Source organism: Micromonospora sp. HB375 (assembly GCF_017872985.1).
Taxonomy (GTDB): Bacteria; Actinomycetota; Actinomycetes; order Mycobacteriales; family Micromonosporaceae; genus Micromonospora; species Micromonospora chalcea.
The window spans coordinates 1725361-1751766 of the sequence record NZ_JAGGJO010000001.1; the positions used below are offsets into that span (position 1 = coordinate 1725361).

At 71.1% G+C, this 26406-nt stretch carries 26 protein-coding genes and 1 tRNA gene; 16 read left to right on the forward strand and 11 right to left on the reverse strand.

What is annotated here, in order from left to right; all coding sequences use genetic code 11:
- Positions 1 to 15 precede the first annotated feature (15 nt).
- On the reverse strand, positions 16 to 1125 hold the full coding sequence (locus tag J3R08_RS08245; protein WP_043325536.1) for a sigma-E factor regulatory protein RseB domain-containing protein: 1110 nt from the start codon (positions 1123 to 1125) through the stop codon (positions 16 to 18).
- 95 nt (positions 1126 to 1220) lie between these two features.
- Between J3R08_RS08245 and J3R08_RS08250 the strand changes: the two genes are divergently transcribed.
- Together J3R08_RS08250 and J3R08_RS08255 are read left to right on the forward strand one after the other, a co-directional pair.
- Positions 1221 to 1877, forward strand: a complete 657-nt coding sequence (locus tag J3R08_RS08250; protein ID WP_043325535.1) for a response regulator transcription factor — start codon at positions 1221 to 1223, stop codon at positions 1875 to 1877.
- Positions 1874 to 3274: a cell wall metabolism sensor histidine kinase WalK gene (locus J3R08_RS08255; RefSeq protein WP_209960565.1), complete on the forward strand. Its 1401-nt coding sequence runs from the start codon at positions 1874 to 1876 to the stop codon at positions 3272 to 3274. The genes J3R08_RS08250 and J3R08_RS08255 overlap by 4 nt, the downstream gene beginning before the upstream one ends.
- Before the next feature lie 4 nt (positions 3275 to 3278).
- Here the strand turns inward: J3R08_RS08255 and J3R08_RS08260 are convergent, their stop codons facing one another.
- Positions 3279 to 4871: a tetratricopeptide repeat protein gene (locus tag J3R08_RS08260; RefSeq protein WP_209960567.1), complete on the reverse strand. Its 1593-nt coding sequence runs from the start codon at positions 4869 to 4871 to the stop codon at positions 3279 to 3281.
- A 48-nt stretch (positions 4872 to 4919) separates the two neighbouring features.
- Positions 4920 to 5390 (reverse strand): MarR family winged helix-turn-helix transcriptional regulator, encoded by a 471-nt coding sequence (locus tag J3R08_RS08265; RefSeq protein WP_043330503.1) that lies wholly within the window; start codon positions 5388 to 5390, stop codon positions 4920 to 4922.
- Positions 5391 to 5440: 50 nt separating this feature from the next.
- Here J3R08_RS08265 and J3R08_RS08270 point away from each other — a divergent pair, with 50 nt between their 5' ends.
- Positions 5441 to 5962, forward strand: coding sequence for a VOC family protein (locus J3R08_RS08270; protein WP_043325531.1), 522 nt, complete (start codon positions 5441 to 5443; stop codon positions 5960 to 5962).
- Between the two features lie 48 nt (positions 5963 to 6010).
- The gene (locus J3R08_RS08275; RefSeq protein WP_209960569.1) at positions 6011 to 6913 is read left to right on the forward strand and encodes a hypothetical protein; all 903 of its coding nucleotides are present in this window, start codon (positions 6011 to 6013) and stop codon (positions 6911 to 6913) included.
- Here J3R08_RS08275 and J3R08_RS08280 read toward each other — a convergent pair.
- Together J3R08_RS08280 and J3R08_RS08285 are read right to left on the reverse strand one after the other, a co-directional pair.
- On the reverse strand, positions 6879 to 7397 hold the full coding sequence (locus tag J3R08_RS08280; RefSeq protein ID WP_209960571.1) for a potassium channel family protein: 519 nt from the start codon (positions 7395 to 7397) through the stop codon (positions 6879 to 6881). The two genes, J3R08_RS08275 and J3R08_RS08280, sit on opposite strands and share 35 nt — an antisense overlap.
- A 111-nt stretch (positions 7398 to 7508) precedes the next feature.
- Positions 7509 to 7688: a DUF4236 domain-containing protein gene (locus J3R08_RS08285; RefSeq protein WP_013284922.1), complete on the reverse strand. Its 180-nt coding sequence runs from the start codon at positions 7686 to 7688 to the stop codon at positions 7509 to 7511.
- Between the two features lie 264 nt (positions 7689 to 7952).
- On the opposite strand from J3R08_RS08285, the gene J3R08_RS32815 reads away from it, so the two are divergent.
- From J3R08_RS32815 to J3R08_RS08315, 7 genes are all read left to right on the forward strand, one after another.
- A complete protein-coding gene (locus tag J3R08_RS32815) occupies positions 7953 to 8030 on the forward strand; it encodes a putative leader peptide (protein ID WP_355097166.1) in 78 nt (25 codons plus the stop codon).
- 135 nt (positions 8031 to 8165) lie between these two features.
- Positions 8166 to 9194 (forward strand): ABC transporter substrate-binding protein, encoded by a 1029-nt coding sequence (locus tag J3R08_RS08290; RefSeq protein ID WP_209960573.1) that lies wholly within the window; start codon positions 8166 to 8168, stop codon positions 9192 to 9194.
- Positions 9191 to 10009, forward strand: a complete 819-nt coding sequence (locus J3R08_RS08295) for an ABC transporter ATP-binding protein (RefSeq protein WP_043325526.1) — start codon at positions 9191 to 9193, stop codon at positions 10007 to 10009. Before J3R08_RS08290 ends, J3R08_RS08295 begins: the two co-directional genes overlap by 4 nt.
- Complete coding sequence (locus J3R08_RS08300) at positions 10002 to 10853, forward strand: ABC transporter permease (RefSeq protein ID WP_199496035.1); 852 nt, start codon at positions 10002 to 10004, stop codon at positions 10851 to 10853. The genes J3R08_RS08295 and J3R08_RS08300 overlap by 8 nt, the downstream gene beginning before the upstream one ends.
- An 11-nt stretch (positions 10854 to 10864) precedes the next feature.
- On the forward strand, positions 10865 to 12199 hold the full coding sequence (locus J3R08_RS08305; RefSeq protein ID WP_209960574.1) for an LLM class flavin-dependent oxidoreductase: 1335 nt from the start codon (positions 10865 to 10867) through the stop codon (positions 12197 to 12199).
- On the forward strand, positions 12196 to 12759 hold the full coding sequence (locus J3R08_RS08310; RefSeq protein ID WP_113973366.1) for a flavin reductase family protein: 564 nt from the start codon (positions 12196 to 12198) through the stop codon (positions 12757 to 12759). Before J3R08_RS08305 ends, J3R08_RS08310 begins: the two co-directional genes overlap by 4 nt.
- Complete coding sequence (locus tag J3R08_RS08315) at positions 12756 to 13367, forward strand: malonic semialdehyde reductase (protein WP_209960576.1); 612 nt, start codon at positions 12756 to 12758, stop codon at positions 13365 to 13367. Before J3R08_RS08310 ends, J3R08_RS08315 begins: the two co-directional genes overlap by 4 nt.
- A 1-nt stretch (position 13368) precedes the next feature.
- Here the strand turns inward: J3R08_RS08315 and J3R08_RS08320 are convergent, their stop codons facing one another.
- On the reverse strand, positions 13369 to 13824 hold the full coding sequence (locus J3R08_RS08320) for an Rrf2 family transcriptional regulator (protein ID WP_013284925.1): 456 nt from the start codon (positions 13822 to 13824) through the stop codon (positions 13369 to 13371).
- 7 nt (positions 13825 to 13831) lie between these two features.
- Positions 13832 to 14746, reverse strand: a complete 915-nt coding sequence (locus J3R08_RS08325; protein ID WP_209960580.1) for an AraC family transcriptional regulator — start codon at positions 14744 to 14746, stop codon at positions 13832 to 13834.
- A gap of 158 nt (positions 14747 to 14904) precedes the next feature.
- On the opposite strand from J3R08_RS08325, the gene J3R08_RS08330 reads away from it, so the two are divergent.
- Entirely contained in the window at positions 14905 to 15681 is a 777-nt protein-coding gene (locus J3R08_RS08330) for a RhlG family 3-oxoacyl-ACP reductase (RefSeq protein ID WP_069089529.1), read from the forward strand.
- A 71-nt stretch (positions 15682 to 15752) separates the two neighbouring features.
- Here J3R08_RS08330 and J3R08_RS08335 read toward each other — a convergent pair whose 3' ends face one another.
- Positions 15753 to 16184 carry an SsgA family sporulation/cell division regulator gene (locus J3R08_RS08335; RefSeq protein WP_007457244.1) on the reverse strand — a complete coding sequence of 144 codons (432 nt, stop codon included), beginning with the start codon at positions 16182 to 16184 and terminating at the stop codon, positions 15753 to 15755.
- A 274-nt stretch (positions 16185 to 16458) separates the two neighbouring features.
- On the opposite strand from J3R08_RS08335, the gene J3R08_RS08340 reads away from it, so the two are divergent.
- The 4 genes from J3R08_RS08340 to J3R08_RS08355 all read left to right on the forward strand — a co-directional run bounded on the left by J3R08_RS08340 (position 16459) and on the right by J3R08_RS08355 (position 19582).
- Positions 16459 to 16998: a TIGR02611 family protein gene (locus J3R08_RS08340; protein WP_209960582.1), complete on the forward strand. Its 540-nt coding sequence runs from the start codon at positions 16459 to 16461 to the stop codon at positions 16996 to 16998.
- Between the two features lie 50 nt (positions 16999 to 17048).
- A tRNA-Val gene (locus J3R08_RS08345) sits at positions 17049 to 17120 on the forward strand.
- Between the two features lie 788 nt (positions 17121 to 17908).
- Positions 17909 to 19165, forward strand: a complete 1257-nt coding sequence (locus J3R08_RS08350; RefSeq protein WP_209960584.1) for a sigma-70 family RNA polymerase sigma factor — start codon at positions 17909 to 17911, stop codon at positions 19163 to 19165.
- A gap of 144 nt (positions 19166 to 19309) precedes the next feature.
- Positions 19310 to 19582: a hypothetical protein gene (locus tag J3R08_RS08355; protein WP_209960587.1), complete on the forward strand. Its 273-nt coding sequence runs from the start codon at positions 19310 to 19312 to the stop codon at positions 19580 to 19582.
- 463 nt (positions 19583 to 20045) lie between these two features.
- On the opposite strand, the gene J3R08_RS08360 is transcribed toward J3R08_RS08355, so the two are convergent.
- From J3R08_RS08360 to J3R08_RS08370, 3 genes are all read right to left on the reverse strand, one after another.
- Positions 20046 to 21449 (reverse strand): hypothetical protein, encoded by a 1404-nt coding sequence (locus J3R08_RS08360; RefSeq protein WP_209960589.1) that lies wholly within the window; start codon positions 21447 to 21449, stop codon positions 20046 to 20048.
- A 176-nt stretch (positions 21450 to 21625) separates the two neighbouring features.
- On the reverse strand, positions 21626 to 25126 hold the full coding sequence (locus tag J3R08_RS08365; RefSeq protein WP_209960592.1) for a DEAD/DEAH box helicase: 3501 nt from the start codon (positions 25124 to 25126) through the stop codon (positions 21626 to 21628).
- Positions 25111 to 26391, reverse strand: a complete 1281-nt coding sequence (locus J3R08_RS08370) for a hypothetical protein (protein ID WP_209960594.1) — start codon at positions 26389 to 26391, stop codon at positions 25111 to 25113. The genes J3R08_RS08365 and J3R08_RS08370 overlap by 16 nt, the downstream gene beginning before the upstream one ends.
- Positions 26392 to 26406 lie beyond the last annotated feature (15 nt).

Genomic DNA, 26406 nt, shown 5'->3' on the forward strand with positions numbered 1-26406 from the left:
CGGGCACGGCGATTCTCAGCCCTTGGCCGCCTGGTAGAGCCGCTCCGGCGTGACCAGACCGGCGATCACTCGGCCGTCGTCGGTCAGCAGCACGCTGAACAGCTTGCCGCTGAGCAGCCGGCCGCTGCCCCAGTCGCCGCTGACCTTGGGCAGGTCACCGAGCACCTGCGTGAGCATCTGGGCGTCCGGCGCGTCCGCGCCGGGCTTCGCGCCGTCGCCGGTCGCCGCGTCGCCGATCTTGGCGACCACCACGGTGGTCCAGCCGGTGCCGACGGTACGCACGTCCGGCTTCTCGGCGTCCTTGCGATCGAACCGCTTACCCGCCGGTCCGGGCCGCTCGCCCTCGGTCGCCTCGGTGACCTTCACGCCGGGCGGCGGGTTGAACCGGAACTGGTCGGCCTCGGGCGTGCGGAAGTCGACCTGGGTGAACGCCACCTGGAACGCGGGCTCGTCCTGCCCGTCGGCGAGCACCTGCAGACGCAGCGGCACGTGCTCCTTCGCGTCCAGCGCGATCCGGACCTGGTGGACCAGGGACGCCTTGTCGCGCGGCGTGAGCACCAGCTCGTACGCGTCCCGCCCGGCCACTGTGGCGGTGCGGCCGACGGTGACCGCGGTGGTCGGGTCGATCGCCTCCAGCGCCCGGTCCGCGGCGTCGGCCGGGGTGGCCGGCACGGTGGCCCGGTCCGGCGCGTCGGCCGGCAGCACCCGGTGCGTGGCGGTGTTCTCCCGGCTGTTCCAGGTCCACACGTCGCGGCCGTTGCGCAGGATGTCCTGCTCGCCGAGCGTGTCGACCAGCGCGAGCCGCTGCCGGTCCTCGCCGCCGTACCAGACGCGCAGCGTGTGCGTACCGGAGACCAGGCCGGCCAGGTCGTTGCCGGTGGCCTGGCCGGCGAGCGCGGCGATCGGCGGCAGGCCGAGGTCGGCGCGCTGCACCACGGTGCCGGAGAGCCCGTCCAGGCGGGACGTGCGCAGGTCTTCCAGGAGCTGGGCGGCGCTGCGCGGCGGCAGCGCGGGGTCGGCGCCGGCGGCGAACGTGCCGACGGCGGCGCCACCGCCGATCACGGCGACCCCCGCGGTCACCGGGACCAGCCAGCGCAGCACGGCGCGGTTCTTCATCACGGACATAGTGTGCACCTCCTGCGCACCATGCTGCGCGAGCGTCGCTGTGACCACGCTGAGGAGATCCCCTACGGGTGACCCCATGGTGGCACGCTGGACCGGTGCGGTTGCTGGTGGTGGAGGACGAGACGCGGCTCGCGGCGGCGCTGCGCCGGGGTCTGTCGGCGGAGGGTTTCGCGGTGGACGTGGCGGCGACCGGCCCGGCCGGGCTGGACGCGGCCCGGCACGGCGAGTACGACGCGATGATCCTCGACGTGATGCTGCCCGGCCTGTCCGGCTACGAGGTGGTGCGCCGGCTGCGCGCCGAGCAGCGCTGGCTGCCGGTGCTGATGCTGTCGGCCAAGGACGGCGAGTACGACCAGGCCGACGGCCTGGACTGCGGCGCCGACGACTACCTGACCAAACCCTTCTCGTACGTGGTGCTGCTGGCCCGGCTGCGGGCGCTGCTGCGTCGCGGCGCGCCCCGGCGGCCGACCGTGCTCACCGTCGGCGACCTGCGCCTCGATCCGGCCCGCCGCCGGGTCACCCGGGCCGACGCCGAGGTGGTGCTGACCAGTCGCGAGTACGCGCTGCTGGACTATCTGATGCGCCGCCCCGGCGAGGTGGTCTCCAAGACCGAGCTGCTGGACCACGTCTGGGACGCCTCGGTCGACACCGCCCCGAACGCGGTGGAGGTCTACGTCGGCTACCTGCGCCGCAAGATCGGCCGGGAACGGCTGGAGACGGTACGCGGCGCGGGCTACCGGCTGGCCACGTGAGCTGGGTACGCGGGCCGCTGCCGCGCCTCGGCCTGCGGGCCCGGCTGCTCGCGCTCGGTGTGCTGGGGCTGGCGGTCGGGTTCGCGTTCGGCGGGACGCTGCTGGTCGGCGCGCTGGGCTGGACGCTGCAGCGCTCGGTGGACGAGGAGGCGCTGCGTACCGCCGACGCGGTGGCGCTGCTCACCGCCGAGGACGCGCTGCCGGACCCGCTGCCGGTGGCCGGCGGGCAGTTGCGGGTGCAGGTGGTCGACGTTCAGGGCCGGATCCGGGCCGCCTCGATCGACGCGGACCGCCTGGTGCCGATGCTCGGCCCGGACGAGCTGCGGCCCGGGCAGCGGCAGCGGCTGGTGGTGGACGGGCGGCGCGCCGGCATGCCCGGCCCGGTCCGGGTGGTCACGGTGCCGGCCGGCACGCCGCAGGAGCCGCGTACGGTGCTGGTCGCCAAGTCGCTCACCGACGTGCGGCACAGCCTGCGCGTGGTCCGCAACCTGCTGCTGGTGGGCTTCCCGCTGCTGGTTGCCGGGCTGGGCGTGGTGGCCTGGCGGGTGGTGGGCGCGACGCTGCGACCGGTCGAGCAGTTGCGCAGCGGCGCCGCCGAGATCACCGGGCGGGCCGGCGCGGAGCGGCTGCCCGTACCGGCCGGGCAGGACGAGATCCACCGGCTCGCGGTCACGCTCAACGACATGCTGGACCGGCTGGCCGCGTCCCGGGACCGGCAGCGGGCGTTCGTCGCCGACGCCGCGCACGAGCTGCGCAGCCCGCTGACGAACATGCGTACCGAACTGGAGGTGGCCCGGCGGCTCGGCGACGACACCGACTGGCCGGCGGTCGCCGACGACCTGCTCGCCGACACCGAGCGGCTCAGCCGCCTGGTGGACGACCTGCTGCTGCTGGCCCGCCTGGACGAGCAGGACGCCCGCCCGGCGCCGGTGGGCCCGGTGGAGCTGGGCGAGCTGGCGCGCGCGGTGGCGGCCCGCTACCCGTCGCCGCCGCTGCGGCTGACGCTCCCGGACGGGCCGCTGTGGGTCGAGGGGGACGCGGGGGAGTTGCGCCGGGTGCTGGTGAACCTGGTGGACAACGCGCTGCGGCACGCGCGTACCGGCGTGGAGCTGGCCGTGAGCGGGCCGGACGGGGCGTACCACCTGGTCACGGTGACCGACGACGGGCCGGGCGTCCCGGCGGCGGACCGGGAGCGGGTGTTCGCCCGGTTCACCCGGCTGGACGACGCGCGGGCCCGCGACGCGGGCGGCGCGGGCCTGGGCCTGGCGATCGTGCGTGAGCTGGTGCGCCGGGCCGGCGGCGCGGTGGAGCTGGCCGACGCGACGCCGGGCGCCGCCGCGCCGGGGCTGCGGGCGACGGTACGGCTGCCCGCGCTGGCCGAGCCGGAGCCGGAGTGAGCGGTCAGCGGCGGCGTGTGGTGCAGACCGGGCCGGTGCGGGCGACGGTGTCGGTGGACCAGACGAGCGCGACGGTGAAGCAGTAGTCGGTGGTGCGGTCGAGCCCGTAGGCGATGTAGTCGGCCGACCCGGCGGGCAGCGTGGCGAACGTGCCCTGCGGCTGCCCGGCACGGCCGCCGGCGACCACCACCGGTCCTTCCGCGCCGGCCGGGTACGTCCAGCTCAGCACGATGCTGTCGCGGCGGTCGGTGAGCGTGAAGCTGCCGGGCGGGGTACCGGGCTTGGCGGCGGCGGGAGTGGACGGCGCGGGACCGGCGGAGGTGGGCGGCGGCGCGCTGGACGCCGGTGCGCCGGTGGCCGGTGGCGGGGTGTCGCGGCGGTCGTCCACCCGGGACACTCCGGCGATCACCGCGATGGTGCCGAGCAGCAGCGCCACCACCACGCCGAGCACCACGAGCGGCAGCCAGGGCAGTGTGCGCCGCTCGGCGGCCGGTGGCCGGGGTACGTGCACCGGCAGGTAGCGCGACGGCGGCTCGGGCGGGGCCGGTGGCACCCGGCGTACGCCGTCCGGCTCGTCGCCGGTGAGCCCGACCACGGTGGGCGGCAGCGGGTCCGCGCCGGGGCGCCACAGCTGGTCGGCCGGCTCGTCGGGCGGCCACGGGTAGTCGTCGAGCGCGTCGGCGTCGGCGTCGGGCGCGGTACGCGGCGTCGGCACGTGCGCGGTCTCGGCGGCCCGGCCGGGCGGGTGGTAGAGCGGCGTCTCGACCGGCTCGTCCAGCGCGGGCGGGCTGTACGGCGGCAGGTCGTGCGGCCCTTCGTCCTGCGGGGGGACCCGCGCGGCGGGCACCACCGGCGTGGTCCGGGCGGGCGGCGGCTCGGGAGCGGGCGCGGGCGGGGGCGCGGGGCAGACGTGGTCCGGGTCGGCGGCGGCGCGGGCCAGCCCGGCCACCTGGGCGGCGAGCGGGTCGTCGGGGTCCAGGTGCAGGCGGCACAGCTCCTCGGCGAGCGTCAGGTGCTCGTGCGCCTCGGCGTACCGGCCGCAGTCGCGTTCCATCGCGCCGAGCTTCGCCAGCATCTTGATGCCGCTGGGGTGGCCGTCGCCGTAGACCTCCCGGTGCAGCTCCCAGGCGTCCTGCAACCGGTCGCGCGCCACCTCGCACTGGCCGCGCGCGTACTCCACGGTGGCCAGGTCGGCGTGCGCGGCGAGCACCCGCTGCGATTCCGGGCCGTCGCGGGCGGTCAGCTCGATGATGACGTCGGAGTAGAGCCGGGCGGCCCGGGCGTCGCTGCCGACCCGGTGCAGCACCGCGGCGAGCGTCGCGGCGGCGGTGACTGTGCGCTCGTCGGAGCGGCCGAACAGCCGGGTGGCGGCCGCGTACGCGAACGCGGCCCAGCCGCGGGCGGAGTGCGGCTCGCCGAGCGCGACGAGCACCCGGGCCTGGAGTCCGGCCGCCTCGGCCAGTTCGGGGGAGGCGTTGTCGGGGCGGGGATCGGCGTCGCTGAGCGCGTCGGCGAGCAGCCGCTCCGCGCCGGTGAGGTCGCCTTCGGACACCAGTTGGTGCGCCTGGACGGTCAGGTCAGCGAAGCCGGAGGACACGCCCCATCGTGCTCGTCCGGCGACGGTATGTACAAGACCCGGAGTGGATCAGTTTGGTCCCGAATCCGTCAAGTGGTCGGCGAGCGTCTCGCTGATCCGGCGTAGCTGGTCGACCTGGGCCGGGCTGAGCGCGTCGAACAGGTGCCGACGTACCCCCTCGACGTGGCCGGGCGCGGCGGCGGCCAGGGTGGCGAAGCCGGTGTCGGTGAGCACGGCGATCTGCCCGCGCCGGTCGGTGGGGCAGTCCTCGCGGCGGATCCACCCGGACGCCTCCAGCCGGGCGGCGGCGTGCGAGAGCCGGCTGCGCGAGGAGCCGGTGAGCTCGGCCAGCTCGCTCATCCGCAGCCGCCGGTCCGGGGCCTCGGAGAGGCGGACCAGGATCTCGTAGTACGCGTGCGGCATGCCCGCGTCGCGTTGCAGCTCGCGGTCGAGCGCGTCCATCAGCGCCCGGGAGGCGGTCAGGAAGGCGCGCCAGGTCCGCTGCTCGTCGGGGTCCAGCCACCGGGTCATGACGCCCATCATAGCGCCGATAGTTGAACGCTCAACAAAACCGGGGTACGGTCGGTGGCATGGGCATCCACCGACTCAACCACGCCGTCCTCTACGTCAGTGACCTGGAGCGCAGCGTCGCCTTCTACCGCGACGTGCTGGGCTTCCGGCGGGTCCCGATGACGCCCGAGGGCTTCCGCGGCGCCGCGTTCCTCCAGGCGCCCGACTCCACCAACGACCACGACCTCGGGCTGTTCGAGATCGGCGCGGCGGCCGGGGCCTCCCAGGCCGGCCGGGCCACCGTCGGCCTCTACCACCTGGCCTGGGAGCTGGACACGCTCGACGAGCTGGGCGCCACCGCCGAGCGGCTGGCCGCCGCCGGAGCGCTGGTCGGCGCGTCCGACCACGGCACCACCAAGAGCCTCTACGGCCGCGACCCGGACGGCCTGGAGTTCGAGATCGTCTGGATCGTCCCGGCCGAGCTGCTCGACGACGCCGCGCTGGCCGCGCGTACCCGCATCGGGCGGCTCGACCTGGACCGCGAGCGGCAGCGCTACGGCGGGCAGACCCGCGGCGGCGTGGGCATCTCCGTCCCGGTCTGAGCGGGGTTCACGGCCGGTCCCGCCGCGCCGTGCGGTAGAAACGGCACCATGTCGACCGACGCCGTCCTGCGCGAGCTGCTCGTCCGCCAGCTCGACCACTGGCTCCCCGCCGCGCTGCACCGGGCGCGGCGGGCCACGCTCGCGCTCGCGTACGCCGGGGGTGACGCCACCGGCGCGGAGGAGGCGTTGCGGGTGGTGGCCGAGTTCGCCGACCGGCTGCGCGGGCGGCGGCTGACCGTGCTGGTGGTGGCCGACGACGGCACCGACCTGGCGACGCGGCTCGGCGCCGCCGAGGCCGCACTGCCGGCCGACGTCGCCGTGCACCTGGTGCCCGGCGGACCGGACCGGCTGCCGGTGGCGCTCAAGGCCGCGGGCGCGGCCGGCGCGCCGCTGCTCACCGTGGCCGACGGCGCCGACCCGGACCCGGCCCTGCTCGCCGCCGCCGCGTCCGGCCGCCCGGCCGAGCTGCTGCTGGTCACCGCGCCCGGCCGGTCGCTGCGCCCGGCGCTGAGCGCCGCCGGGTTCCCGCTCGCCACCGAGGTCGAGCTGGTGCCCGACGGGGACGCCCCGGCGCGGCTGCTCGGCTACGCCACCGGCTCCGACAAGGGGCTGGAGACGGTCAAGGACGCGCTCTGGGCGGTCGACGAGTACGCCGGGGTGCGCTACCGCGACCCGGCCGACCCGCAGGGGCGGCTGCTCGACATCTCGCTCGACCCCGAGCCCGGCCCGCTGCGCCGCGAGCTGCTGGCCGAGCTGGCCCGCTCCGGTCCGCGTACGGTCACCGAGCTGCGCCGCTTCGCCACCACCTCGACCGTCTACCGGGCCGCCGACGCCAACCGGGCGCTGGGCTCGCTGCTCGCCTCCGGCGCGGTGACCCGCGACCCCGAGCACGGCCGGCTGGGCGGGGACGTGTCGATCAGCGCCGTCCCGCACGCTGGGTCATCTGCTTGACCACTATCGACGCCCCGGTGGCGACCACGCCGATGCTGAACACCATCTGCGCGCACACCGCCACCCGGGCGATCTGGCCCTGGGCGTGCACGTCGCCGTAGCCGACGGTGGTGAGGGTGGCCAGCGCGAAGTAGAGCGCGTCGACCCGGGTCCGCAGGCCGACGAACTCGCCGGGCCGGGTGTTCGCCACCACGTAGTCGCCGAGCGCGAAGACCAGCAGCCCGGCGATCAGCGCGACCGCGAGCCGGGTGAGCGCCCGGTCCTCGTCCCGGCCGGTCGGCTGGTCCTTGACGAGCTGCCGGCGTACCTGGCCGGTGACCAGGAACGCGATCACGGCCACCAGCACCGCTGTGCCCGCCGAGCGCAGGACCAGCCGCAGGCCGTTCGGATCGGCCTCGACCGGCACCAGGAAGTAGCCGACGAGCATGAGCAGGCAGGCCGCCACGGCCCGCCGTCGTGTCCGCCGCAGGGACAGGTCCGCCATGCCGCGATTCTCCGGTCGCCGGAGCGTCGCGGCCGGCGGAACAGGAAAAGCCGGTGCGGACGACGATCGGGGCGCCGGCCAGCAGCCGGCGCCCCGATCCACGTCCGGGTGTCAGGCCCGGGTCTTGTCCTGCTTCCACGACAGCGGCCCCGGAAGGTCCACGCGGTGGGCGCGGGTGTTCGAGTTCCAGGACCAGCGGCCGATCTTGATGCTCCACGACGAGAAGCCGTTCTGGGTGAAGTGGAGGATCAGCGGCCCGTACTTCTTACGCTTGCGGAACTGGACGCCCATCGGGGGTGCCTCCTTCGTCTCCCTGCCTCTGCAGTCGTCTCCATGCCTTCGCGGCAACGAACATGCCCGGATCGACGATTCGCGAAACCCTGCCCGGTCCGCTCTGGACGGTGGGACTGCCGCCCGGCAAAATCTCTATCCAACGGGTAGGTGTTAAGGAGTCGTAAATGCTGGTGGAGGCAGGTCGTAACAAAGCCAGCGACGAAAGTCTCACTGAATGGAAGGGCATTGACCGGCATGGAGAGCGGTCGGCAGCATGAGGACATGTCGCAGCGGAACGAGCTCCTCCTCACCGCTCGCGTGCACGTCGACCTGGTCCGGCACGCGAGCGCGCTCTGTTGAGCCGAGTGCTCGTCGTTCCCTCTCCGCCCGTCCGTTCCCGCCGCCGGCGCACCGTGGCCCGGCGCGGTACGGCGTGCTCTCCCGCCCCGCGCGGGCCCCCTCCACCGCATCGTGGACAGATCAGGAGACTCCGCCATGCCCCCGACCCGATCGCCGCGGCGTGCCCTCACCGCCGCCGTCGCCCTGCTCACCCTCACCCTCACCACCGCCTGCGGCGCCGACGCCGCCGACGGCGCACAGACCCGGCAACTGCGCTACCAGGGCTCGGTCGGCCAGGTGACCCTCCCCGAACTCGCCGCCGACCTCGGCTACCTCGGCGACGTCACGCTCGACTGGATCGGCAACGTCACCGGCGGCCCGGCCGACATCCAGGCCACCGCCACCGGCCAGAGCGACTTCGGCGGCGCGTTCAACGGCGCGATCGTCAAGCTCCAGACCGCCGGCGCCCCGATCACCGCCGTGGTCAGCTACTACGGCTCCGACGCGCAGACCTTCCAGGGCTACTACGTGCTCGACGACAGCCCGATCCGCGGCCGGCGCGACCTGATCGGCAAGCGGGTCGGCATGAACACGCTCGGCGCGCACGCCGAAGCCGTCCTGCGTACCTGGTTGGCCCGGGGCGGCCTCACCGCCGCCGAGATCGGCAAGGTCGAGCTGGTCGCGCTGCCGCCGGTCAACACCGAGCAGTCGCTGCGCGCCCGGCAGATCGACGTCGCCGTGCTCGGCGGCGTGATCCGCGACAAGGCGGTGGCGGGTGGCGGCATCCGCACCGTCTTCACCGACTACGAACTGCTCGGCGCGTTCAGCGCCGGCAGCTACGTCTTCCGCGACGACTTCCTCACCCGTAACCCGGAGACCGTCCGCACGTTCGTCACCGCGGTGGGCAAGGCGATCGAGTGGGCGCGCACCCAGCCGCGCGAGACGGTGGTGGCCCGGCTCAAGGCGATCATCGCCGAGCGCGGGCGCAACGAGGACACCACGCTCGTCGAGTACTGGAAGTCCAGCGGCGTCGCCGAACCCGGCGGCCTCATCACCGACCGGGAGTTCGCCACCTGGATCGACTGGCTGGCCGACACCGGCGAACTCAAGGGCGAGCGGCCGAACCCGTCCGACCTCTACACCAACCGGTTCAACGCCGCCGCGACCCCCGGTGGTGGCGCGTGAGCACCGACAAGATCCTCTTCGACCGGGTGCGCAAGGTCTTCCCGGGCCGGCGTGGCAGCGGCGGCGCGGTCACCGCGCTCGACGACCTCACCCTCGGGGTACGCCCCGGCGAGTTCCTCGTCGTCGTCGGCCCCAGCGGCTGCGGCAAGTCCACCCTGCTCGACCTGCTCGGCGGGCTGGCCACCCCGACCGCCGGGCAGGTGCTCGTGGACGGCCGCCCGGTCACCGGGCCCGGCCTGGACCGGGGCATCGTCTTCCAGCAGTACGCGCTGCTGCCCTGGCGCACCGCCGCCGGCAACGTCGCGTTCGGACTCGAGGCCAAGGGCCTGCCCCGCGCCGAGCGCGCCGAGCGGGTCGCGTACCACCTCGACCTGGTCGGGCTCACCGGCTTCGCCGACCGCTACCCGCACGAGCTGTCCGGCGGCATGAAGCAGCGCGTCGCCATCGCCCGCAGCCTCGCGTACGACCCGGACGTGCTGCTCATGGACGAGCCGTTCGCCGCGCTCGACGCGCAGACCCGCGACTCGCTGCAGGACGAGCTGGTGCGGATCTGGCAGGCCACCGGCAAGACGATCGTGTTCATCACGCACGGCATCGACGAGGCGGTGCACCTCGGTCAGCGGGTCGCCGTGATGACGTCCCGGCCCGGCCGGATCAAGCAGGTCATCGACATCGAGCTGGGCGACCGGGAGGCCGAGGAGGACGTCCGCTCCACCGGCGCGTTCCGCCACCACCGGCACCAGATCTGGACGCTGCTGCGCGACGAGGTACGCGCCGCGCAGTCCGCCGTACGCGAGGAGGCCCGCGTTGGTTGACGTCGCCGCACCACCGGCCCGGCCGGTGGCCGCCCCACCCGCCCCGGCCGTCGCGCCCCGCCGGCCCGGACGCCTGCTCGGCCTCGGCGGCCGGGCGCTGCACCGCAGCGCCGCGCTGCTGGCGCTGGCCGCGATCTGGGAGACGGCGCCCCGCGCCGGGCTGGTCGACCGAGTCTTCCTGCCGCCGCTGTCCGAGGTGCTCGCCGCCTGGTGGGAGCTGCTGCGCACCGGCCAGCTCGCCGACCACGTCGGCGCGAGCCTCACCCGCTCGCTGACCGGCTTGGCGCTCGCGGTGGTCACCGCCATCCCGCTCGGCCTGCTGATCGGCTGGTACCGGCCGCTCGCGGACCTGCTCAGCCCGCTGCTGGAGGTGTTCCGCAACACCGCCGCGCTGGCGCTGCTGCCGGTCTTCGTGCTCATCCTCGGGCTCGGCGAGACGTCGAAGATCGCCCTGGTGGTCTACGCCTGCTCCTGGCCGATCCTGCTCAACACCGTCGCCGGCGTGAAGGGCGTCGACCCGCTGCTGATCCGCTCGGCCCGCTCGATGGGGCTCAACCACCTGCGGCTGTTCCAGAAGGTGATCCTGCCGGCGGCCGTGCCGACCGTGTTCACCGGCGTCCGGCTCGCCGGGGCGTACTCGATCCTGGTGCTCGTCGCCGCCGAGATGGTCGGCGCCAAGGCCGGGCTCGGCTACCTCGTGAACTACGCGCAGTACAACTTCGCGATCCCCGACATGTACGCCGGGATCATCACCATCTCCGCCATCGGGCTGGTGGTCAACCAGCTCCTCGTCGCCGGGGAACGCCGCTTCTCCACCTGGCGCGTCGACGTCACCACCGCCTGAGAGGAACCGCCATGTCCCGGACCCTGCACCTCAACGCCTTCCTGATGGGTGTCGGCCACCACGAGGCGGCCTGGCGGCACCCCCGCGCCGACCCGGACCGCCTGGCCGACGTCCGCCACTTCCAGAACCTGGCCCGCATCGCCGAGCGGGGCACGCTCGACTCGGTGTTCCTCGCCGACGGGCTCGCCGTCGGACCGGCCGTACGGCACAACATCCAGGCCGTCTTCGAGCCGCTCACGCTGCTCGCCGCGCTCGCCACCGCGACCGAGCACATCGGCCTGATCGCCACCGCCTCCACCACGTACACCGAGCCGTTCAACCTGGCCCGCGCGTTCGCGTCGCTGGACCACCTCAGCGGCGGCCGGGCCGGCTGGAACATCGTCACCTCCGCCCAGGCCCGGGAGGCCCGCAACTTCAACCTCGACGACCACCCGGCGCACGCCGACCGCTACCGGCGGGCCGCCGAGTACGTCGACGTGGCGATCAAGCTCTGGGACAGCTGGGAGGACGACGCGCTGGTCCTGGACACCGCCGCGGGCGTCTTCGCCGACACCACCCGGGTGCACGAGATCGACCACGCCGGGGAGCGGTTCCGGGTCCGCGGGCCGCTGAACACGCCCCGCCCGCCGCAGGGCCGGCCGCTGCTGGTGCAGGCCGGCTCGTCCGCCGACGGGATCGCGTTCGCCGCCCGGTACGCCGAGGCCGTGTTCACCGCGCAGCAGACGCTCGCCGACGGCCAGGCGTTCTACGCCGCGCTGAAACGGGCCACCGCCGACGCCGGACGTGATCCCGAACTGGTCAAGGTGCTGCCCGGTATCGCGCCGGTCCTCGGGGGTACGGAGAAGGAGGCCCGCGACCTCGCCGACGAACTGGAGGCCCTGATCGTGCCCGAGCACGCGCTCGCCCAGCTCTCCGGCATGACCGGGCTCGACCTGACCGGGCTGCCGCTGGACGGCCCGCTGCCCGACCTGCCCGACGCCGGCACCGTGCAGTCGCACCAGAGCCGCTACCAGCTCGTCGTCGAACTGGCCCGCCGGGAACGGCTCACCCTGCGGCAGCTCATCGGCCGCCTCGGCGGCGGACGCGGCCACCGCGTCGTGGTCGGCACCCCGGAACAGATCGCCGACCAGATCGAGCTCTGGTTCACCCAGGGCGCCGCCGACGGCTTCAACGTCATGCCACCGCTGCTCCCCGACGGACTGGAGGACTTCGTGGACCACGTCGTACCACTGCTGCGCCGGCGCGGGCTGTTCCGGTCCGCGTACACCGGGCGCACGCTGCGCGAGCACTACGGGCTGCCCCGGCCGGCCAGCGTCTACGCGACCCGTGAGCTGGTGGCGTCGTGACCACCGTGGACCGGCCCGGCGCCGGAACGGTCGAGCTGCGCCCGGTCGACGTCGACTCGTTCCGCGGCCTGCTGCGCCGCCAGGCGTCCACCGTCACCGTGGTCACCACCCCCGGCCTGCGCGGCAACCGGATGCGGCCGGACCTGCCGCCGGCCGGCTTCACCGCCACCTCGTTCACGTCGGTCTCGCTCGACCCGCCGCTGGTCTCGGTCTGCCTGGGCCGCGCCTCGTCGAGCTGGCCCACCGTCGAGCAGGCCGAGCACGTCGCCGTGCACCTGCTCGCCTCCGGCCAGCAGGAGATCGCGCAGATCTTCGCCACCAGCGGCATCGACCGGTTCAGCGCCCACCCGGGCTGGACCACCGGGCCGTTCGGCGTGCCGCTGATCGGCGACGCGCTCGCCGTGCTGCTGTGCCGGGTCGTGCGCCGGATCGAGGCCGGCGACCACACCATCCTGCTCGGCGAGCCGCTCGCGCTCGGCGCGGGCGAGGACGGCGACCCGCTGCTGCACCACCGTGGCAGCTACACCACCACGCTCGGCGACTGGCCCGAGGCGTGGTGACCACCACCGCCGACGAGCTGATCGCGCTCGACCGGGCCGCCCAGGACCTGCTGTTCCGGGCGGCCCGCACGGCCAACGCGTTCACCGACGAACCGGTCGGCGACGAGCAGGTACGCGCCATCCACGACCTGGTCCGGTACGGCCCGACCGCGATGAACGCCCAGCCGCTGCGGGTGCTGCTGCTGCGCTCGACGGCGGCCCGGGCGCGGCTGCTGCCGTACGTCAGCGCCGGCAACCGGGACAAGACGGCGACCGCGCCGCTGACCGCCGTGCTCGCCGCCGACGTGGACTGGCACGACCGGCTGCCCGAGCTGTTCCCACACCGGCCCGGCGCCCGCGACTGGTTCACCGGCGACCCGGCCGGCCGGGAGGCCCAGGCCCGGTTCAACGCCGCGCTCCAGATCGGCTACCTGCTGGTCGGGGTACGCGCCGCCGGGCTGGCCGCCGGACCGATGGCCGGATTCGACGCGGCCGCTGTGGAGCGGGAGTTCTTCCCCGGCGGGCGGCACCGGGTGCTGCTGCTGATGAACATCGGCCGCCCGGCCCCGGACGCCTGGCGGGAACGGCTGCCGCGCCTGCCCTACGAGGAGGTGGTCGGCACGCTGTGAGTCAGCGCGGCTCCCACGCGTCCGGCTGCGCGGTCAGCTTGCGCACGTGCGCCGGCAGCCGGCCGCTGACCAGCTCGTCCAGGCTCACCTCGTCGACCACCCGGCGCACCGAGGCGCGTACCGCCACCCAGAGGCGGGGCAGGTTCTCCGCCGCCCCCTCGTACCGCGTCTCCTCGGGGCGCAGCCCGCGTACCCCGGCGAGCGGGCCGTCGACGGCGCGCAACACGTGCCCGATGGTGATCTCGCGCGGCGGCCGGGCCAGCGTGTAGCCGCCCTCGGCGCCGCGCTGGGCCCGGACGACCCCGGCCCGGCGCAGGTCGGCCAGGACCGCCTCGAGGAACTTGCGCGGCATGTCCTGCTCCGCCGCGATGGCCTGGGTGGACAGCAGGGTGGGGTACGCGGTGGCCAGGCTCAGGGCTGCCCGGACCGCGTAGTCGCCGCGCGCGGAGATCTGCACAGTGCCATCATGCCTGGCCGGTGGGTGCGGGGGAGTCGGCGGGCGGCCGGGGTCGCACCAGACGGACTGGCAGCGGCCGCTCCCGGTTGGCCCGGAACGTGCCCGGGCTCACCCCGACCTCCCGGGTGAAGAAGCGGCCGAAGTTCGTCGGCTCGGGAAAACCCAGGTCCCGGCCGATCCGGGCGATCGACTCGTCGGTGGCGGCCAGCAGCCGGCACGCCTGCAACGCGACCCGCTCGTCGATGACCTGCTTGGCGCTGCGGCCGGTCACCGCCAGGCAGGCCCGGGTAAGCGTACGCACCGAACAGCCCAGCTGGGCGGCGTAGTCCTCCACCCGGCGGGTGTGCCGGTAGCCGCGTTCCACCTCGCGGCACAGCCGCCGGAACGTGTCGGTCTCGGCCCGCGGCGCGGCCCCGTTCTCCGGATGCGGCAGCAGGCTCAGCCGCAGCAGCAGCACCGCGAGCTGGTGACGCAGCAGCGCCGCGGCGGGCGGCACCATCGCGTGCCGTTCGGCGTCCACCGCGAGCTGACTGACCTCGCTGATCACCGCGTCCTCGTCCTCGCCGGCGAGCTGACGGTGGGCGGGCACCGCCTCCGGATCGACGTCGAGGCCGGCCAGCGCGTCCTGCCGCCAGCTCACCACTGTCGCGTCGAGCTGCGCGCCGACGCACCGCAACACCTGACCGGGGTACGCGCGCAGCAGCGTGCCGGGCCGGCAGGGCACCGGCCGGAAGTCCAGCTCGGCGGTGCCGTGACCGTGGGTGACCAGGATCAGCACGTCGCGGTCGAGCAGGACCGGCCGGGGCCAGCCGGGCTCGGTGGCGAGGTCGTCGAGCGCACCGGTGAGGATCTCGTCGGCGCCGGGGCGCGGCTCCGGCGGGCCGGTGCGGGTGGCCGGGGAGGGCTGACCGGTAGTGACCATCTCCCCGACGGTAACCGGCCCGGCCGCACGTTGCATCTCGACGGTTTCGCCCGCACGGACCGGTCTTGTCGGCACGCACGGCCGACGGTTAGGTTACCGATCGGTAAGCCCCGGGTCGGCCGACCGGCCCCCGGCCGGGCGACGGCGATGGGATGAGCATGACGGAACTGTTCTCGGTCGACGGCAAGACGGTGCTGGTCACCGGCGGTTCGCGGGGGATCGGGCTGATGATCGCGCAGGGCTTCGTACGGGCCGGCGCAAAGGTGATCATCTCCTCACGCAAGGCCGACGTGTGCGAGTCGGTCGCCAAGGAACTCTCCGCCGAAGGGCACTGCGAGGCGATCCCGGCCGACCTCGGCAGCGACGCCGGCGCGCTGGCGCTCGCCGAAGCCGTGCGGGAACGCCACGACCGGCTGCACGTACTGGTGAACAACGCGGGCGCCACCTGGGGCGCGCCGCTGGAGGAGTACCCGGAGGGAGCCTTCGACAAGCTCTGGGCGGTCAACGTCAAGGCCGTCTTCCGGCTCACCACCGCGCTGCTGCCGCAACTGCGCGCCGCAGCCGGCGCCGACGACCCCGCCCGCGTGATCAACATCGGCTCTGTCGACGGCATCCGGGTGCCGTGGATGGAGGTGTACGCGTACTCGGCCACCAAGGCCGCCGTGCACATGCTCACCCGCAGCCTCGCCCACCAGCTCGCCGGCGAGCGGATCACCGTCAACGCGATCGCGCCCGGCCCGTTCGAGAGCAAGATGATGGCGTTCGCGCTCGACGACCCGGAGTCGCGCTCGGCGATCGAGCAGCAGGTGCCGCTGGGCCGGATCGGGCGACCCGAGGACATGGCGGGCACGGCGATCTACCTGGCGTCGCGCGCCGGCGCGTACCTGACCGGCGCGGTCATCCCGGTCGACGGCGGAATCACCACGCGCGGCTGAGGCGTACCTGGTGAAGACGGCCCGGGGCCGCGCGGACTCGGCAGATCCGCGCGGCCCCGGGTGTTGCCGTGTCAGCGACCGGCGAGCAGCCGGTTCACCGCGGTGTCGACGTCCAGGTGCTCGGCCTCACGGCCGCGCGGGACGACGACGTAGGTCCGGCGCAGGAAGCGCACCAGCACGCTGCGCGGAACCTCGAACAGGGCGTTGCCGTCCGGGGACGACAGCGCGAGCGCGACGAAGTCGCCGCGCGGTGTGGCCCACGGCCAGACCCGCACATCACCGATGCCGGCCGGCTCGTCGAGCCCGGTGACCAGCAGTTCGCGTGCGAACGACCAGCTCACCGCCTCGCCACCGGCGGACTCGGCGTGGAACAGGACATGGACCGCATACGGGTCAGCAGGGTCGTAACGCAGACTGGCACGCACCGGCAAGGCGGTGGCGTCAGGCGCGACGAGCCTTAGCGACGTCTCGACCTCTACGGTCGTCGGTCGGATGACACTCATGGACGTTCTCCCCCCGGCACCGCTGCGGAACGCGCGTGTCCCGCTTTTCCCATACTCAGGTGCTGCTCCTGGCTACGCTCCGCCATACGCTGACTTCACCCAGTGGTGGGAAGGGGTTCGGAAAGCCCCCGGGAACCACTCGGCCCCGCGTAGAATTTCCGGTTCCGCCCACTCCGTCGTCCCGCCCGGCAACGGGTGGTTCAGTCGTCGACTTACTCCGGTAACGTCCAGTCGTCAGCAGGGGTGACGGTCCCGCGCGACACTGGGGGTGGAAATGGTCACGGGGGGCGGGTCGGTGACGTCGCGGACCACGGCCGAATCGCCGAAAGGTGCGGCCCGAGCAGCCGAAAGTCGGGGGTACGAGGTGCCTGTGGAAGGGCGGTCGCGAGGCGCTCTCGTGGAGCAGCGCCGGCGCCGACGTGGCTGGCGGCTGCGCCTGCACACCACCCTCGAACTCATCCGCGCCAACCCCACCGGCCGTGTCGCCCTGAAGATCTTCATCGGCATCCTCGGCGCGATCGTGGTCACCGTCGGCATCGCGCTGATCCCGCTGCCCGGGCCCGGCTGGCTGCTGGTCATCGCCGGCCTCGGCGTCTGGGCCGTCGAGTTCCACTGGGCGCGACGGCTGCTCGCGTTCACCCGCCGGCACGTCAACTCGTGGACGCAATGGGTGAAGCGGCAGTCACTGGGAGTGCGGTTCGTGTTGGGCGCGGTCGGGCTCGTGTTCGTGTCCGTGGTGGTGTGGCTGTCGCTCAAGTACAGCCTCGGCATCGACGTGGTGGCGCAGGCGCTGCACTACCTCGCGACGCACTGAGGGCCGGTTTTTGGTCCGGGCTCTCGATCGGGTAGAGTCATGCGCGCTGAGGGCGATTAGCTCAGCGGGAGAGCGCTTCGTTCACACCGAAGAGGTCACTGGTTCGATCCCAGTATCGCCCACCGTAGATTTATGCAGGTCAGAAGCCCGTCACCGGAACCAGCGGTAACGGGCTTCTACCGTGTTACCCCTTAAATTGGGAGCAGATTGGGAGCAGAGCGCTCCCGTCCAGGGCTGCCTGGCATCCCTGCAGCCCTCGGTCAACGTTCGTCGCATCCACCCGCTCGGAGTGACTGGTTGGTGGACTCCACTCACGACCAGCTCGGACACATCTCCGGCGCTCTGTAGAGGAGACCTCGCCGCTGCCCGGAGCACCGCCGCGTGCGTGAGGAGGAGGTGTGGGTGTTGCTGAGGCATGACGACCCTCGGCGTTGCGCTGCGCGCGACTGGATCCCGAGACCGGCCGGGCCCGGCTGTCCTACCGTCGCGCGGCCGAGCTGTTCAAGGCGCATAGGCGCCGTCCTGCTCACCCGACGCCAGCGGCAGGGAGCTGGCTGCCCTGGACCGGTGGATGCCGCATTAGCTGCGCCACTCCGCGCTCACGCACGAGGGCCGAGCGCGACATCAATACGCTCACCCTGCTGGCTCGCTCCCGGCACGCGTCCGTGCGCGGCCTGGAGCGCTACGCCCGGCCCGGCCCGGACGCATTTGCCGCGCACGTGGTCCGCCGAGATCTCGCCGGCCGCCGTAGCCGGCCCTGACAGAAGTGAGGAGACGACCGTGTCCGACCCGTTGGCGGACACTTGATAACACCCGCCCGGCACGATCGGGACGGGCCGGCCTCCATGCCGTAGGAAAAATCTTGTCGAGCTGTGGAACGGATTCGCCGTCCAACTGTCGTAACAGGGATATGACGACCTACACCACGATGGGCGCGAGCGTGACCGACGAACCGGAGCCGTCCGCGGAGGAGATGGAGGCGTGGCGGCGCGACCAGGTGCTGCTGGACCCCGAGGACGAGGAGGCGGCGCCTGAGGAGTACCCGCGGCTGTGGAACGTGTCCGCCGGGCACCTGTACCGGACCACCGTGCGGGCGGAGGTCCCGGCGCCGCCGGAGTACGTGACGGTCCCCCTGGCGCCGGCTTTGGCCGAGCTGAACGTGGCGCTGCTTGTCGCGGTGTCGCAGTGGAACATGCACTGGGAAGCCGCGCAGTTCCGTCGGCGGATCTTCGATGAGCATGATCTTCCCGGTCCGCTGTATCGAGTGGCTGACCGCGGCGACGTCAACGTCGTATTCGTCCCGCGCACTACGTCGCGGTACTACGAGTACGGGCCCCTGTTCCACCTGCTGTCCGCGGCCACGGTTCAGCGGTACGGCCTCCCGCTGCTGCACAGCGGACAGTGGCCCTTCCTGGCTGCCTTGGCCGACGTAGACCACCACTTGCCGGCCGACTTCGAGACCAGGCTGTCGCGGGCGTGGGCCTCCACCATCTGGCGCCACCTTGTGCCCCAGTCCCCGATGACCGGGTTCAGCAAGGACGACTCGATCCGAGTCCTGGCGCACAACCTCGACTTCTGGATTCCGCCGGTCACCGAGGTCATTCAGGACGTGCTCCGGGAGCTGCCGGCGGGAAACAACGGTGTCGAAGAAAGGCCTGTACAGCTGGAGGACGGGTCCACGCTGTCAGGAGCCGTGATAGCGAACCCCCGCGTCGGCGGAGACGTGTGGCGTGGCGAGCAGGAGGCCGCCGAGCTTGTGGACTGGACCGTCGTGCAGGCCGACGCCGACGGACGGCTGCGGGGCATCCTCGACGCCGTGCGCTCCCACCGCGTCGAAGAGGACTTCTCGCCGCACTGGACCTACGCGAAGGAGGACTTCGAGCGCAAGCTGTACCGTAAGCGCTCGAAGGTCCAGGTGAAGTTCGTGGAGTTGACCGACACCATCCCGGTCCAGGGCCCCGAGACGGAGATCGTCGACCGCATGGTGTTCGGCGACTTCCTGACCCTGCTCAACGCGCGGGATCGCGAAGTGGTGGTCCTGCTGTACAGCGGCGCCACCACCCTGACCGAGGTCGCCGACATCATGGGCTACCGCAACCACAGCGCGGTCTCAAAGCGCCTGGAGCGCATCCGCAAGCTGGCCGAGCGGTTCTTCGACGCCTCCTAGCAGCCTTGAGCAGCAAGAGTCGCCCCGTACCTGGCGTGGGCGAAGTTCTAGGACTTCCTGTTACCGCGAGCACCCGGTCACCTCCAAGCACTGCGCGTCATCTTCCACACCAGGACCGACGCGAAGAAGGGACTTTCGTTCGTCATGACCGCCGACATGAACTGCAACACGGGCTCGACGCCTCCGAACGCGCTGCCCGGCGCCGCCCAGGCCGCGATCCCTAGGCCGTCGTACCGAGGGCCTTGGATGGCGATCATCGCGCTCACTGCCACGATCGTCGGTGCCGCAGGCGGGCTGCTGGCCTGGGCCGGCGGCGCCAACCCGCCCAATGCGGTCCTCGTCGCTGGCGCCGCGCTGGGCGGTACCGCAGCGCTGATCTTCGCGGCGTTCAACTTTCACGATGGCCCGGGCCGGTAGTGCGATAGCACGGGTTAACTATCTCGGATGGGCAGCGTCGCACCTCGTCGGTGGGGCGCTGCCCGAGCGTTCGGTTTCTGGGCGGTCGCTGCCGGGTCCGACACCCGTTCCGGAACCGCAGCGATGGTAGCTCCGCGAGCGGTCGGTGCCCCGTACGGTCACCGTCATGGATCACGCCGAGGGCGCCGGCGGGCGGGTCAGAGTGTGAGGGCTATCGGGGCGGGCGTGTTGGCGTCAGACGCCGGCTTCCGTACTGTCCGTCCCCGAGTCGCACACGTCGGGATCGTCCGGAGGGGCTTTCGCTTGAACACGCTGTTGCCGCGTGCTGGGAACTGGCCCGGTTGCCAAGGCCGGAGGCAGTGGCGCGGACGGTCCGGCGTCGGCTGCGTTTCTGGTTGTCGGGGCGGAAGAGCCGGTTGAGGCCATCTGCCGCGTGCTGTGCTTGCCTAGCCTGCTTCTTCATTCACCTTGTCAGGGCAATGTGGTGTCTGCGGAAGAGACTGTCGAAGAAGGCCGTGACCAGTGGGCGCGCCTGGTCTTCGTCGTGGAGTTCGTTCGTGCCGAATCGGTACACCTCGTAGCCGGCGAGGGTGAGGTCACGGCTGGCTGCCATCGTGCGTGCGTACTCGTTGCCGTCCGGGAGCCAGCGCCGCTGGTTATCTGGGGCCTCACGCTCGCTTGCGTAGTGCGTCTGACCGTCGACCTCCAGCACGATTCGGGCACCTGCCGGTGCGAGCAGCAAGAAGTCCATGCGGAACTGCACCAGCGCGTCCTTCCCGCGGGCCTTTACCGTCTTCGGGTCCCAGTGGCGCCACACCTCGGGCAGGAGGGCCGGAAGTTCCTGCAGGGTGGCACGGTAGATGTCGTGGTACAGCTTGAACAGAAGCAGCTGATGCCTAGAGCCTTGCGGCACGCTGCTGCCAAGCCGCTGGTAGAGCTCCCGCTTGGCCTGGTGATCGTCCCGGACCTGTCGGGTATCCGACCACCACCTCTGCAAGTCACACCAGCGCAGGCCCCCAGGCCCGATAGGCCGGTCGTAGACGAGAACGTCCCCGGTGGGGTCCACCACTTCGACGTCGCTGTCGATGACGTCGATGAGCCGCAGATCAGGCTTTCTCGCGCACGCGAAGATGAGCTGCTTAGGCCTCCCGGCCCTGGATCCGGTGGCCACCAGGTGGAAGGTCGGGTAGCCGTCGGCGTTCCCTGTCTCTCGAAGCTCCAGCCCGACGCCGGCCAGTGGTGGATTGATCGCGTCAACCAGCTGACGTTGGGCGTCCTCATCTGGCACGGTGTCGCCGGACACCATGCCCTCGAGGAGGAGTGCGAATCTGCGGTCAGATGCCTGATCGACCGCACCGAGCTCGTCGAACAGCTGCTCGACAGTCCAGTCGTCGTTGTGGTAGAAGTGCTGTTCGATCTGTCCGCCAAGGCTGGTGTCTTCGATTCCAAAGAAGAGGTCATGGCTTCCCAGATCGAATAGCGTGCCCAGAAGAGCGTCGAATCGCTGGGCATGGTTGACCAAAATCCACCCTGGCAGCGCCCGAGCGAGGTCGCGACGTGTCCGCTTCGGGATTGGAGTAGGATGCTCGTCGGCCCACACGAGATCCTGGACCATCATGCGGTCGAGCATGTTCAGGCCGGTGTTCCGCTCCACCAGGCCGACGGCGACCTCCCGAAGCCGCTCGTCCGACACCGCTGCGGCGCTGCTCTCGCCACGCTCGGCTTTGCTTCCTCCCCCGGTCGACGGCGGAAGTCCAACCGCGACCAGGTCCTCGTCGAGCTTGTCATGAGTGCTTCCAACAGCGATCGCGCGGGCAGCTCGGATCACGATCGCACGAAGCGCCGCGACACCCGCGTTGTCAGCCATCGCCTCATTCTGGCAGGCATCGCACCAAAGTCACCCCGCCTCCACAGTCACCCCGCCTCCACGACGAGCAACGCTACGGCCACACGTTCGAAAGACGACACCGTTCTCCTGCTTGCACAATCGCACCGACCACTGACGTGGAGGTCGGCCGCGCTGTGGGGGGCTGGAGGCACTGATCAGGAGCCGGTCTCGCCGAGCGGCAGGCTGATGCGCAGGGACGATGGGAAGACCTCGTCGTTCAACTCAAGGGTGATGTCGAGGCCAGTGTCGAGGATCGCCTGGATGTCCGCGTGATCCTGCGAAGCGATAACCGCCAGAATGTCGTCACCGGCGTAGATCGCGATCGGTGCCGGTGCTGGTTCTTCCCGGACGGGCTCAAGCGACATCCGGCGACCATCGATGGATAGCCACGCCGCGTCGCGTACATCAACGCTGACAGCGCCGGTTTCCAGGAGCGTCTTGAGTAAGCTCCGACTGCGTAGCCTGGTGAAGTCCAGCAGGTCGAGAACCTCCGACGCGGACGCGTCGTAGCGGTCACGCCACTCCGCGATGCCCATACCGGCGAGCCAGGATCGGAGATCCTCGTGCGTCGCTTCGACGCCGATCGGTAGATCGGCGACGATCGCGTGGGCCAGCCTGCGGGAGCGAATCCCTGCGATCATCAACCGTAGGCCGTGCGGGGAGTTGACCCCGTAGCGGATGTACCCAGGCAGCTCTGGGCAGAGCCGCTCATCGATTTCCGCGTCGAGCAGACCGTTGTTGACCAGCTCGACCACGGCGCCGACGGTCCATGACAGGTAATGCTCGAACTGCTCGGTTACTGCGCCGACCATCTGCTCAACCCGCCATGCAGGTTCCGGTGCGGCAGCCAGGTGGGTGTCAGCCAACTGGGGGAATGTCTGCCCGGCGATCCAGTCGATGAGCAGGTCCATCACGCTGACGTCGATGTGGCCGGTTCGAGAGGTCTCCCGGAATCCCTGCCGCGGCGCTTCCCGGAGAGTAAGCAAGGTCTTGAACATGTCTGGCAGCCAGCGAATTGTTGCTTCCGGCTCCCGTAGATTCGGCAGCTCGCCCCCAAGCGTGAGCGTCAAGATCGACGTGGTGATCCGCTGGGCGAGCTGGTCGATGGCTCGGGCGGATCCGATTGATGTTCCGGTTCGCGCCCAGCGGCGCCGCGCTGCGGGATTGCTTGCCAAATACCGACGCTGTGTTGCTGCGGCGATGTGGTCACAGATCGCGGCTACCTGCGGTGACTGTTGAGCAGCCAGTGTCGTGTTGACGATCGCCTGCATGTTGATGCTGGCGGGGTCGGTGCGTCGATCTTCTTCGATCGCTAGTACAAGCCAGACGAAGCTGATGAAATCGCCGGCGGGGCCGAATGCCGTGAAGACGGCGTCCTCGTCCTCGCGCAGCTGAGTCTCGAGTTCTGCGAACGACTCCAGCGCGGCATCGGTGATTAGTGATGAGGTTACGGCCAAATCGTCGGCATCCGGGTTGAGGTCCGTGAAGTCTTGTGGGGTCGGGGGGGCGCCTCGCACCAACACGATCCAGCCTTCAGTTTCCTTGCCGGCGCGCCCGGCGCGGCCCATGGCGTTGACCAAGCGCGCGCCTCGCAGTCTGCTCTCTGGTGGCTGGTTGGCGTACGCATGGTCGTAGATGACGACGGTCCTCACCGGGAGGTTGACGCCGTCGGTCAGCGTCGAGGTGCAAGTGAGGTACGGCAGCGTGTCATCGCGGACCGCAGCCTCGAGTGCTTCGAGGATCTCGACCGGAAGGCCAGCATGGTGGAAGCCGACGCCGTGGCGCAGCGTGGCGACGAGTGGGTGATCGTCGCCGAGTTGTTGGCGTACGAAGTCGACCAACGGGGCCAGAGTTGGCTGCTCGTCGCAGCTAGCCGCGAGGCCTTGGGCCACCTGCTGTGCCTGAGCCCGTGTGCTGGCTACAACCAGTACCGAACCGGCGTGTCCCAGCCCTGTGATCATTTCACTCGCGATCACGTATTGTTTTGTCGACCGGTCGGGGTCCCGGACCGCGCCGGACGGGCCGCTCTCCTCGGATTTGCGCACGAGCAGCCAGCTGGTGTCGCGCTTCCACACATGAATGGTCCGGTTGTCCGCCATTCGCAGACGAATCAGACCGTTCAGCTTAGTGGTGTGTCGATACCGCCACTTTGGGGCACGGACGCTTTCCACGCGGGTACTAGCCCAGTCTGCTGCGGTGGTGAAAACGGCGTGCAACCGCCGCGGTCCGCGCCACTGCGACTCGCGGAGTAGACACGAGCCGCCAGGTTCAAGCCACTGCGCGATCTCACCCGAGTTACCCATTGCCGCGGAGATGAGGACAATCTTGTGGTCGCCGTCCGAGCTTAGATAGTCCAACAGCGCGATGACCTGCTCGAGAATGAAGCCCCGCCCGGACTCCTTCAGCAGTTGCGCCTCGTCGAAGACGAACATTCCGAACCGGTCGAGTACTGCCTGCGCGTCGTGACGCAGCTGATGCGCAAGTCGCTCCGGAGTCATGACCTCTACATCGGCCGGCTCGTCCCCGCCGGGGTCGTCAAAGAGCGACCAAGTGGAGGGGTAGTCAGGCTGCTCGCTACCGGTCTCTTTCTGCAGTATCCGTACCCGACTCGACATCGCCCGCCGAACCTCTCGGCCCAGACTGCGGGTCGGTGCCACGTAGCAGATGCTGCGGTCGGTCCGCGCCAAATGTTCCACGGCCAGCAGCTGAGCTATCAGTGTCTTGCCGCCGCTGGTTGGAACTGCCAGCACCATCCGCCGCACGTTCGGATCGAACGGTGATTGTAGGCCCGTGAGTAGTTCCCTCTGAGGCTCCCACAGTGTCAGCACCGGTGGGCTTCCCACGGTGAACGCCTGCCGGACCAGCGTCGACACCTGCGGAGGCAGCACCCGCGGGTTCCATAGCGATCCGGCCTCGGCCTCAGCGGACAGTTCGAGAAGGTGGTTTGCCACCCACCGCGAGTGCAGATCCTCAGGGCCGGCCGCACCGACAGCCGCGGTCCTAAGCCGAAGAAGACCACTCTCCAGACGATCGGAACGCCCCCGTGCGAAGTAGGCGAGCAGGTCCTCGGCACCGAGGACAACCATATGGGTCGGCCCGAATGCGGTGGTCGTCAGGTCGGTCAGCTCCGCGTCGCGAGCCAAGGCATTGAGCCCGCGACGCCATACCCCGAACCAGCGGAACAGGGTCCGGGTCTCGAACCCCAGAAACGCTAGACCGGCCTCGAGCGAGAGCGTGCCGATGTGATCGACGACCGGTGACGTGAAATCGATGTAGGCGCGTAGCCGGTTCATGATTGCAGTGGCATTCGGGTCACGGCCACCGCGGCGGTAGCCGATCGCGGCGGCGAACCCAAGCGAAAGCCGATCGGCGGGCGACCATCCATCCTGGTGCAGGGCCAGATCGAAGATGTGCGCGCTGACCATAAACGCCTGGTGCTGCCGGGCGAGCGCGTACCGTTCACGGGCTCGATTGACTGACGCCACGCCGTGCAGATACCAACCGGCATCCAGCAACTCCTGGGCGATCTCGGGGCGACGCTGCAACAACTCGGCTTCGACGTCGGCCATCAGCTGCTGAAGCTCCTCAGCGGTCGGCAACCCGGTCCGGCCGTCCAGGGCGCCCCGCAGCAGCGTCAGATCTAGAGACCGCTCCACACGATGTCCTTCACCCGCTCGGCGAACCCCGGGAAGTCCGGGATCGCCACGACGATGCTCTCCGTCTGGCTCGATTCAGAGAATTCGGGAAACGCCGTCCTGATCGACTTGAACGCCGACGGCAGCTGCGGCGCGTGATGGTCCGATGTGCCTACCGACACCCCCACCCCCGCGCGGTAGCTGCGATCAATCCACAACTCGACCAGGTCGGCGTACAGGTCACCGAGTGGGCCATCCGCGGCGAGGGTTTCCGGTCCGGTGAGCTTGGCCAGATACTCTGGACCGCGATCGCGTAGCTGCTTGCTCGCTCGGTTGATGGTGGCTGATACGAGTGCTTGAGACTCGTGCTTCTTGATCTCCCACAGCCGGAAGACGAGAACGCTGGCGCAGTTCTCGTAGATGACCAGGCCGTCACCACCGGGCTCGAGCGGGTCAGCCTTCACCGGATGAGCCCGAACTAGCTGACGGCCGTCTCGGCACACCGACCGCTCCTGCAAGATCCGGTGCCACAGTAGCTCAGCGACGTGACCTTGTAGGTGATGCTGGTCAGGTGGACTCTCTGGCGAGCCAAACGCGATGCTCGCGAAGCTACGCACTGTGCTCTGCCGAGTAGGGGAGTTGTACGGACCGCCATCACGGCGGGCACGCCACCAACCGAGAGCCGGTGCCCTCCCACAGGCAACCCGCATCGCATCGTCGGCCAGAGTCTGAGCCACCGTCTCACGGTCGTCGCCGGCCAGCGACTTACCGCCTATCACATACTCGACCGGCGAACCTGCAGGACCATCGACCAGCTGTAACAGGGAGGTGAGAGCCACGGCGGAAAGCGTACTGACCGGATGCGCGAGTTGGCAGCCCTGCATGCGCCGGTCTGTACCCACCCACCCGGCATGCCCATGAATGTCATCCCGGTGTTCGCGCCGTAGCCGTAGCCGCAGCCATTCCGACGTCAGCGCGAGCTCCGGCTGGTCGCCATGTCGTCGTGTATCGGCTCGCTCGGCTTTGTGCTCCAGCCACAGGTAACAGCATGTGCGGTGGCAGGGCTGGCGGTCCGGGCGTAGTAGCGCCAGCGCCAGCCTTCTTTGGCGGTGCAACGCGATCGTGGTGGTACTGCCGCAGCGCTCGCAAACGGGTGGTGGCTGACGGAACTGGGCCGCATGTTCGTGGTCGAGCATCTTGCGTGCGAAGTGGGTGCCTTCAACACGAGCATGCGGCGAAGATCCGCAACAACGAATGCGACGTTCTGCTGGTGTTGAACTGGCCATTGGGGGAGGATCGCC